6 protein-coding genes are annotated in these 8,189 nt (G+C 26.0%); 2 read left to right on the forward strand and 4 right to left on the reverse strand.

The window, feature by feature from the left end; all coding sequences use genetic code 11:
• The first annotated feature begins 247 nt into the window (after positions 1-247).
• Positions 248-550 carry a Trp family transcriptional regulator gene (locus tag Q1X91_RS13785; RefSeq protein ID WP_013113458.1) on the forward strand — a complete coding sequence of 101 codons (303 nt, stop codon included), beginning with the start codon at positions 248-250 and terminating at the stop codon, positions 548-550.
• Here Q1X91_RS13785 and hemW read toward each other — a convergent pair.
• The 4 genes from hemW to lpxC form a co-directional block, all read right to left on the reverse strand.
• Complete coding sequence (hemW, locus tag Q1X91_RS13790) at positions 539-1,669, reverse strand: radical SAM family heme chaperone HemW (protein ID WP_300758812.1); 1,131 nt, start codon at positions 1,667-1,669, stop codon at positions 539-541. The two genes, Q1X91_RS13785 and hemW, sit on opposite strands and share 12 nt — an antisense overlap.
• A 6-nt stretch (positions 1,670-1,675) precedes the next feature.
• Positions 1,676-2,914, reverse strand: coding sequence for a hypothetical protein (locus Q1X91_RS13795; protein ID WP_300758815.1), 1,239 nt, complete (start codon positions 2,912-2,914; stop codon positions 1,676-1,678).
• A 145-nt stretch (positions 2,915-3,059) separates the two neighbouring features.
• Positions 3,060-3,917, reverse strand: a complete 858-nt coding sequence (locus Q1X91_RS13800) for an RNA polymerase sigma factor RpoD/SigA (RefSeq protein WP_013113455.1) — start codon at positions 3,915-3,917, stop codon at positions 3,060-3,062.
• An 89-nt stretch (positions 3,918-4,006) separates the two neighbouring features.
• A complete protein-coding gene (lpxC, locus tag Q1X91_RS13805) occupies positions 4,007-5,299 on the reverse strand; it encodes a UDP-3-O-acyl-N-acetylglucosamine deacetylase (protein WP_300758822.1) in 1,293 nt (430 codons plus the stop codon).
• 242 nt (positions 5,300-5,541) lie between these two features.
• On the opposite strand from lpxC, the gene glyS reads away from it, so the two are divergent.
• Positions 5,542-7,635, forward strand: coding sequence for a glycine--tRNA ligase subunit beta (gene glyS, locus Q1X91_RS13810; protein ID WP_300758825.1), 2,094 nt, complete (start codon positions 5,542-5,544; stop codon positions 7,633-7,635).
• The last annotated feature ends 554 nt before the right edge of the window (positions 7,636-8,189 follow it).

Raw genomic sequence — 8,189 nt, forward strand, 5'->3', positions numbered from 1 at the left:
AGTTTTTTTATTAGTTTTTTTATTAGTTTTTTTATTAGTTTTTTTATTAGTTTTTTTATTAGTTTTTTTCATAAATATGCCTTTATTTATAAACAGTAATATATACATACTTGTAATATACATTATAAAATAATAAAATATATTTTATTATCTGTAATAATTACAAAATTCACTTGAAAAAATTAATATTTATTCTATACTTATTATAGTAGTATTATAAATAGTAATAATTAAAGGAGAATAAATTATGGAACTTTTAGCACATATTCTAGCAACAGAAACAGATGAAGAGTTTATTAAGAAGCTTTTAGGGGAACTTTTTACTAAGGACGAACAGGATATGATACAGCAAAGACTTAGGATAGTCACCCTATTAAGGAAAAAAATGCCTCAATATGAAATAGCAAAACATCTTAATGCAAGCCTTTGTTCGATAACAAGGGGAGCAAAAGAATTGAAAAAAGAAGATAGTGCATTAGCAGTAATAGTTGATAAATATCTTATAAATGACAAAAACTTTCAGGAATCTTTAATAAAATCACAGCAGTAATATACTAATCTCATCAGCATAATTAAAATAAGAATTTTTTATAGATAAGTATTTAGGGGATATGTTAAAATATTCTCTATGGCTGTTTATCGTTTTTTTGTGTTTCAAATAAAAATCTTCATTGAAAATGCAATTATATTTATTTATGTCTATTCCTTTTACTGTTCTCAGTGAAAGGAATATAAACTCTTTTTTTCTAGTATCTTTATCTAAATATTCGCTTTCTTTTTCTGCAAGATTATTTTTAGATATAGAATTAAAATAATCATTAAGCATTTTTGTATTTGTATATCTTATATTATTATAGCAGCCTGAAGCAGATACCCCTATTCCCATATAATCTTTCATAAGCCAGTAATTGCTGTTATGAATAGAAGTGTAATTAGAAAGAGCAAAATTTGACACTTCATATCGTTTTAATCCCAAGCCTTCTAATGTATCAGAAGCTAGTTTATAATAAATAATTGATTCTTCCTCGCTTGGAAGTAATTTTTCCCATTTTTTTTTCAGTGATTCTGTGAGTTCTAAATAGTAAAGAGAAGCATGCTTTATTTTTGGAAGAAGGTCAAATGAAAATAATATATCATCTTTTATCTGTGTTTTTGAGTTTAAAGGAAGTCCGCATATAAAATCAAGAGAGATATTTTCTAGAGATGATTTATTTATTAATTTAAGTGCATTTATAATATCTTTTTTGTCTGTGTGTCTGTTTATAATAGATAAACTTTTTTCATTGAATGTTTGTATGCCTAGTGAAAGCCTTATATTTCCTATATTTTCTAAAAAATTAATATATTTATCATTTATATTATTTATATTAGATTCTATTGTTATTTCTTTTATTAAATATTTATTTTCATTATGTGTATAAACAATATCTATTATATTATCTAATAGATATTTTAATAAATCATGACCTAATACAGAAGGTGTACCTCCGCCTAAATATATAGTTTCTATTTTTTGCTTATAATCTTTTATTCTAATTTTAAGTTCTTCTATTAAGAAGTGAGTATACTTTTTGTATATATCAGTATTATTCATATTAACAATAGAATAAAAATTGCAGTAGCTGCATTTATAAGTACAAAAAGGTATATGTATATAAAGTCCAGACATGTTTTGTTAGAAATCTTGTTTTTTTAAATAATTGTATATTTTTATTATAATATTTGCTATTTCTTCAGCTTTGTCATCTTTATTTATGTAGAAATAATAAACATACAAATAATCTAATGGGTCTGGATCATTTTTTCCTTCAAATAATTCAAAAGGTGAAAATATCTTTTGTATTTCATCTTTAATTTCTTTTTGATTTAGTTTATCTATTATATCATTGCTGTTTGAAAATATGCTTACATGGCAGTAATGTATATTAATAAATAATTTGATTAAAAGCTGCTTATTCAAATAAATAATTATTGGAGTTGAAGCTGCAGTATTACTATTTGCAATATTTTCTTTGAATATTTTTTCATCTAAATATCTGCAGTTATCATTATTAAGTCCATTTATTTTTAAATAATTTATAATATTTTTAATAATTTCTATTTGATTTTTTATAGGATTTATCTCTATTTTTTTTGATTTTATTATGCTGCTTACCTCTAAAAAGAGTTTTGAACATTCTTCTATATCTTTCATAGTATTTAATGATTTATAAACTTCATTATTGTTTAAAAAATCTTCTATTATAGACTTTTCCATATTGTATTCCTCTTTTTTGTTGCTTATATTTATTTCATTATTTCTAACTTGAATTAATGCTGAATAAATCGATGAATATTTATCATCTTTTAAGAAACTATATTTATTTATAATATTATTATCTATAAAATATGCAATATCACTATTTGATAAACAGCATACTCTGTTATAATTTTTTAGTTTAGCGTCTAATATGTTTGATTCATAATCGCTTTTACTTAAAATAACAATAAATAAATTATCCTCTGAATAATTTTTTAATTGTTTTTTTAATTCAAAAATATTTATTTTGCTTTCTATAATAATTTTAAAATCATTATTATATATACTCATCTCAATTTTTATATTATCTTCAATAATGTCAGCATCAATATTTATATCTTTATCAGTATTGATATTATTAAAGTTAAGCATATCTTTTATAATATAATTGGCAAAATCTCTTGCAAAATTAATTTCTTTATTGTTATCAATTAAAAAATTTACTTTCAAAATATCATACAATAATTGATTTCTTAAGATTTCAGGATACATAGAGTATTCTATAATATTTATTTTAGGTATTAATTTTTTTCTTTCTTTTTTTATTCTTTCTATTAGTTGATTTTTTTCTTTCATGAAAATATCAAGTATATTTAATAGTTCTTTATCTTGCAAAATAACCTCCATTTTATAAAAAATATACTTAAAATTTTATTATTGTAAAAATTATTGTTTTTTTTAATAAATTAGTGTAAGTATAATAATTATCTGAAATTACACAAGAAATATTAATTAAATTTACTGATTTTTATAAGAAATTCTATTTTAAGAAATCTTTTAATGAACTGTATTTCTGAGAATGCATTTTTCTTAATGCTTTTTTTTCTATTTGCCTTATACGTTCTTTAGTGAAAGAAAACATCTCACCAACTTCTTTAAGTGTCTTTCTCTCTTGATCTATACCGTATCTTGCATTAATTATCTGTTTTTCTATATCCGATAAACTTTCAATGGCAGTCTTTAACTCTTCCATAAGCTCTTTATTTATAGCAGTTTCTTCAACATTTTTTGAAGTTTTATCTTCTATAGTGTCTATAAGCCTGTCTTTCATTCCGTCATAATTATATTCGCCTTCAAGAGATATATGCTCTGTACTCATAGACATAATATGCAGTATATCGTTAGGATCTTTATTTAATATGGCGGCAAGCTCATTAACATCTGGAGTATATCCGCTTTTATAGTAATACTGATGCACTGTACGCTCCAAATCAACCAAATCCATAGCTTTATTTAGGGGAAGTCTTATAAGTCTTGATTTTTCATTTATGGCTCTTAATATGCTTTGTCTTATCCAATAAACAGCGTATGATATAAAGTGATATCCTTTATCTGGGTCAAATCTGTCTGCTGCTATTATAAGTCCCATATTGCCTTCACTTATCAAATCTTCAAGCAGAAGTCCGCTGTTTTTATACTGTTTTGCAATAGTTATAACAAATCTTAAATTACTTCTAATAAGTTTAGACCTTGCCTCTGCGTCGCCTTCTTTAAGTCTTTTTGTAAGTTCTATTTCCTCTTCACGGGTTAATAGCTTTTCTTTTTTAGCATCAGCAAAATATAGAGATATATTATTTTGTTCTTCTGTCGTATTCGTTTTTAGTCTGCTATCTGCCATATATTATAACTCTTAAACAAAAATTCTGGTATGATATTCTAACATTTTTGATTATTAAATCAATATGTTTTCTTTATATAAATATCTATCTATAAATATCTATTTGCCAAATCATGCACAACAGAATGATTAAAAGAATGTGAGGATTTATTAGCAGTTATTTTAGCTTTTATTGGTCTCGATAAAATATATAAATCTCCAATTATATCTAAAATTTTATGCCTTACAAACTCATTATCAAAATGAAGTTTAGTATTTATAACTTTACCATCGCATAATAATATATGGCTTCCTATCATACCGCTTCCAGCCATACCCATTTTTTGTGCATAGTCTATATTATCTATAGTATTAAATGATCTAGCCTTACCTATTTCTTCTGTAAACTGATCAAAGTTTTCAAATTTATATGTATATTTCTGAACTCCTATAGAACCTGCAAAATCTATACGCAAAGTTACTTCAAGCCCGTCATAAGGAGATAGTATAATGTAAGTTTCATCATCATTAACATTACCGTAAGTCAAAGTTTGGTCTATAACTATAGGATCTGCATAATCATCTTGTTCAACAAAACCAGCCTCTTTTAGTGCATCACAGAATACCAAAGCCGAACCGTCTACATTAGGAACTTCTCCGTCGCATTTTACTATTAAATTGGTAATACCCATCATATGAAGTGCTGCTAAAAAATGTTCTGTTGTTTTTATATATCTGTTTCCAGATACCAAAGCAGTAGAATTAACAGCACCGGATTTATCTTTTGATAAAATATTTTCCGGAGATAATTTTATATGAGTATTTGTATTAATATCTATAAAAACTATTCCAGTATTTGCTTCTGCAGGTACAAGAGTTAATGCAGTTTTTCTTCCTTCCATTAGGGCAAAACCGCTCACAACTACACTTTTAGCTATTGTTCTTTGATGTATTTTATATTTGCATTCAGTTTTTTTATTTGTATGTTCGTTATTTGTATTTTCTATTTCTATATTATTATTAACATGTTCTTTAAAAACTTCATCGCAGCTTGAAAGTAATTTAGATATACTTATAGGTTTTTCTAAAAAATCATAAGCTCCCATTTTTGTAGCCCTTACAGCTGTTTCTACTCCTGCATGTCCGCTCATCATAATAACAACTGTAGAAGGATATTTATCTTTTATATGTGATAAAATATCAAGTCCGTCTACATTAGGAAGCCATACATCTAAGAATACCAAATTAATATTTTTACTTTCTAGTATTTTTTCAGCTTCATTATTATTTTTTGCTATCTCTACATCATAGCCTTCATCTTCCAAAATAGTTTGACATGTTGTAAGTATGTCCTCTTCATCATCTATTATTAATATATTTTGTTTTGTTTTTATTGTCTGCATATTAAAAAATCTTCCATAAAATTTATATCATAAATATAGTATATTAATTATATAAAATCAATATTACAATTATCGTTAATTTATATAGTTTTGTTTAAATATTATTATCCCGCTATTTATATATAACCTTGCATTAAGCAAATAGTTAATAAAATTATAAATTATCAGCAAAAAAATATTGTTTTTTTTATATATAAATATAGAATATAAGGTATTAATATATTATTTTAAGGAATATTAAAGTGAAAGATTTACTTATTGAAATATTGGTTGAGGAAATACCTGCAGATTTTGCCTATCCTGCAAGTATAAGTTTTAAAAAGATTATGGAAGACACATTGAAGAGTAACGGTGTGAATTTTAAATCCATAACAGATTATACAACTCCAAGAAGATTATCTATTCTTGCTGAAGATGTAGAAGAGAAGTCTAAAGATGAAGTTGCAGAGTTTAGAGGTCCTTTGTTTGAAAGTGCTTTAAAAGACGGCGTATTAACAAAAGCAGGCGAAGGTTTTTTAAAAGCTCATAATATTGATTTTTCATCTATAAAAAATATAGATGAAAATGAGTCCTTTAATAAACCATATATAAAAGAAGTAAACGGAAAAAAATATTTATTTGTAAAAGAAGAGAAAAAAGGTATAGAAACTAAAAAACTATTTGAAGAAGTATTGGAAGATATAGTTTCTAAAATAGATTTTAAAAAGAAAATGAGATGGGCTGATAAAGATTTTGCTTTTGTACGTCCTATTAGAAATGTACTTGCTTTATTCGGAGATGAAATTATTAAAACTTCTGTTGCTGGAATAGAAACAAATAATAAAGTAACTGGACATAGACTTCTTTCTCCAGAGTTTACTGAAATTAAAAATCCTAAAGATTATGAAAAAGTATTGCTTGAAAAACATGTTGTTGTATCAAGAGAAAAAAGACTTGAAAATATTATTAATCAGTTAGAAAATATTGAAAAAGATCTTGGTTTTGAAGCAGTTTCTAAGAAAAAAGTATCAGAAATAGTTGTGGATTTAGTTGAGGAGCCTTATTTGCTCACTGCAGAATTTGATTCTAAATTCTTAGAAGTTCCTAAAGAAGTATTGACAAGCGAAATGATTGAACATCAAAAATACTTTCCATTATGCAAAAAAGACGGATCTTTAACTAATGTATTTGTAATAACTGCCAATCAGCCTAAAACTCCTCAGATAATAGCTGGAAATATAAGGGTATTAACTGCAAGACTTTCAGACGGAAGATTCTTATACCAAGAAGATATAAGAAAAGGTATGGACGAGATGAATGAAAGACTTGAAATGCTTATGTTTAGAAAAGAGCTTGGAAGCGTTGCCGATAAAGTAAAAAGACTTGAGAAAAACTCTGAGATATTAATAAAACTTCTAGGTTATGAAAAAGATAAGGATAATATACTTAAAGCTATTAAATATATGAAATCAGATTTGGTGAGCAATATGGTTTATAACTTCCCAGAACTTCAGGGTATAATGGGAGGATATTTTGCTAAAGCTATGAATCTTAATGATGATATTGCATTGGCTATTAATGAGCAGTACAGACCTTTATTTGCTTCTGACAATATACCTTCTAATGATACTGGTAAAGCTATAGCTATACTTGATAAAATGGATAATATAGCAGCAGGATTCTATGTAGGAGATATACCAACAGGTTCTCAGGATCCTAATGCTTTAAGAAGACAGGCTCTTGGTATTATTAATATACTTATAAAATCTAAAAAGCATGTAAATCTTAAAAAATTAATAGAAGAATCAATTAACTCTATGCCTAAAGAAGCAAGAAATAATAAAAGTGAAGATTTGGTAAAAGATATATTTGAGTTCTTTAAATCCCGCTTTGAAAATGATATTGATTTTGCTAAAGATTCTGTTGCAGGAGTACTTTCTACAGGTATAGATGATATGTATGATGCTTACTTAAAAATAGAAGCTGTTGATGAGTTTAGAAAGAAAAATGAAGCTTTATTCTCTAATCTTTTAACGGTATTTAAAAGAATAAAAAATATGATTAAATCTGCTAAAGATGTTAATTTAGATGATGCTTTATTAAAAGAAGAAGCTGAGAAATCATTATATAATACATATAAAGAAAAATTAAATGAAGTTAATAAACTTATGGAAGAGAGAGAATATGAAAAAACTTTCTCTCTTCTTGCAAGTCTTTATGAACCTTTGGATAAATTCTTTAAAGATATAATGGTTAATGTAGAAGATGAAAAAATCAAAAATAACCGTATAGCTTTACTTTCATCAGTAGATAAAATTTTTAAGAATATGCTTGATTTCTCTAGTTTGGTAAAATAATAATTAAGAATAAATAATTATAAAAGCACTTTCATTTATTATAAATGAGGGTGCTTTTTTGTATTAACTATATAATTATACTTGCTTCAAAACTATTTTAATAATTATTTATATAGCGTTTTGGAATTTATAGTTGGTCTTTGCCCTTGCGAAGTTGCATAGAGTTCTACTCAACCAGCAGTTCTTTTATGACGCCTGTCCGCCTCGCTTTGCGTGCCGTAGGCAGGTGTGCCACATACGAATACGCCTCACTCTGTGTGCCGTAGGCAGGCGAGAAGCAGGCACAGCCCGCCCGCTCTGCGTACCTTCGGTAGCGAAAGGCTTTATTTTAGGTTTAATTTAATAATTTATTCTACATGTAAGACATAATTAGTACTATTTAGTATTATTTTTAGATTTGCACTTTTTGCAACTTTTTGCGGCGGGAAAAAGTTGAATAAAAAATTGACAAACTCAAAAATTTTTAGTATATACCTAAACAAATATAGTTTGTCAATTTTCAAACAGATGAAAATTCTCTGCTAATGCTATTGATAGTTCTTTTTTCCACTTAT

The organism is uncultured Brachyspira sp. (genome assembly GCF_949287625.1).
GTDB lineage: Bacteria > Spirochaetota > Brachyspiria > Brachyspirales > Brachyspiraceae > Brachyspira.

Excerpts from the sequence above, each read along its gene's own strand:
- Q1X91_RS13785 (WP_013113458.1), top strand. The coding sequence starts at position 248 with ATGGAACTTTTAGCACATATTCTAGCAACAGAAACAGATGAAGAGTTT.
- hemW (WP_300758812.1), bottom strand. The coding sequence starts at position 1,669 with ATGTCTGGACTTTATATACATATACCTTTTTGTACTTATAAATGCAGC.
- Q1X91_RS13800 (WP_013113455.1), bottom strand. The coding sequence starts at position 3,917 with ATGGCAGATAGCAGACTAAAAACGAATACGACAGAAGAACAAAATAAT.
- lpxC (WP_300758822.1), bottom strand. The coding sequence starts at position 5,299 with ATGCAGACAATAAAAACAAAACAAAATATATTAATAATAGATGATGAA.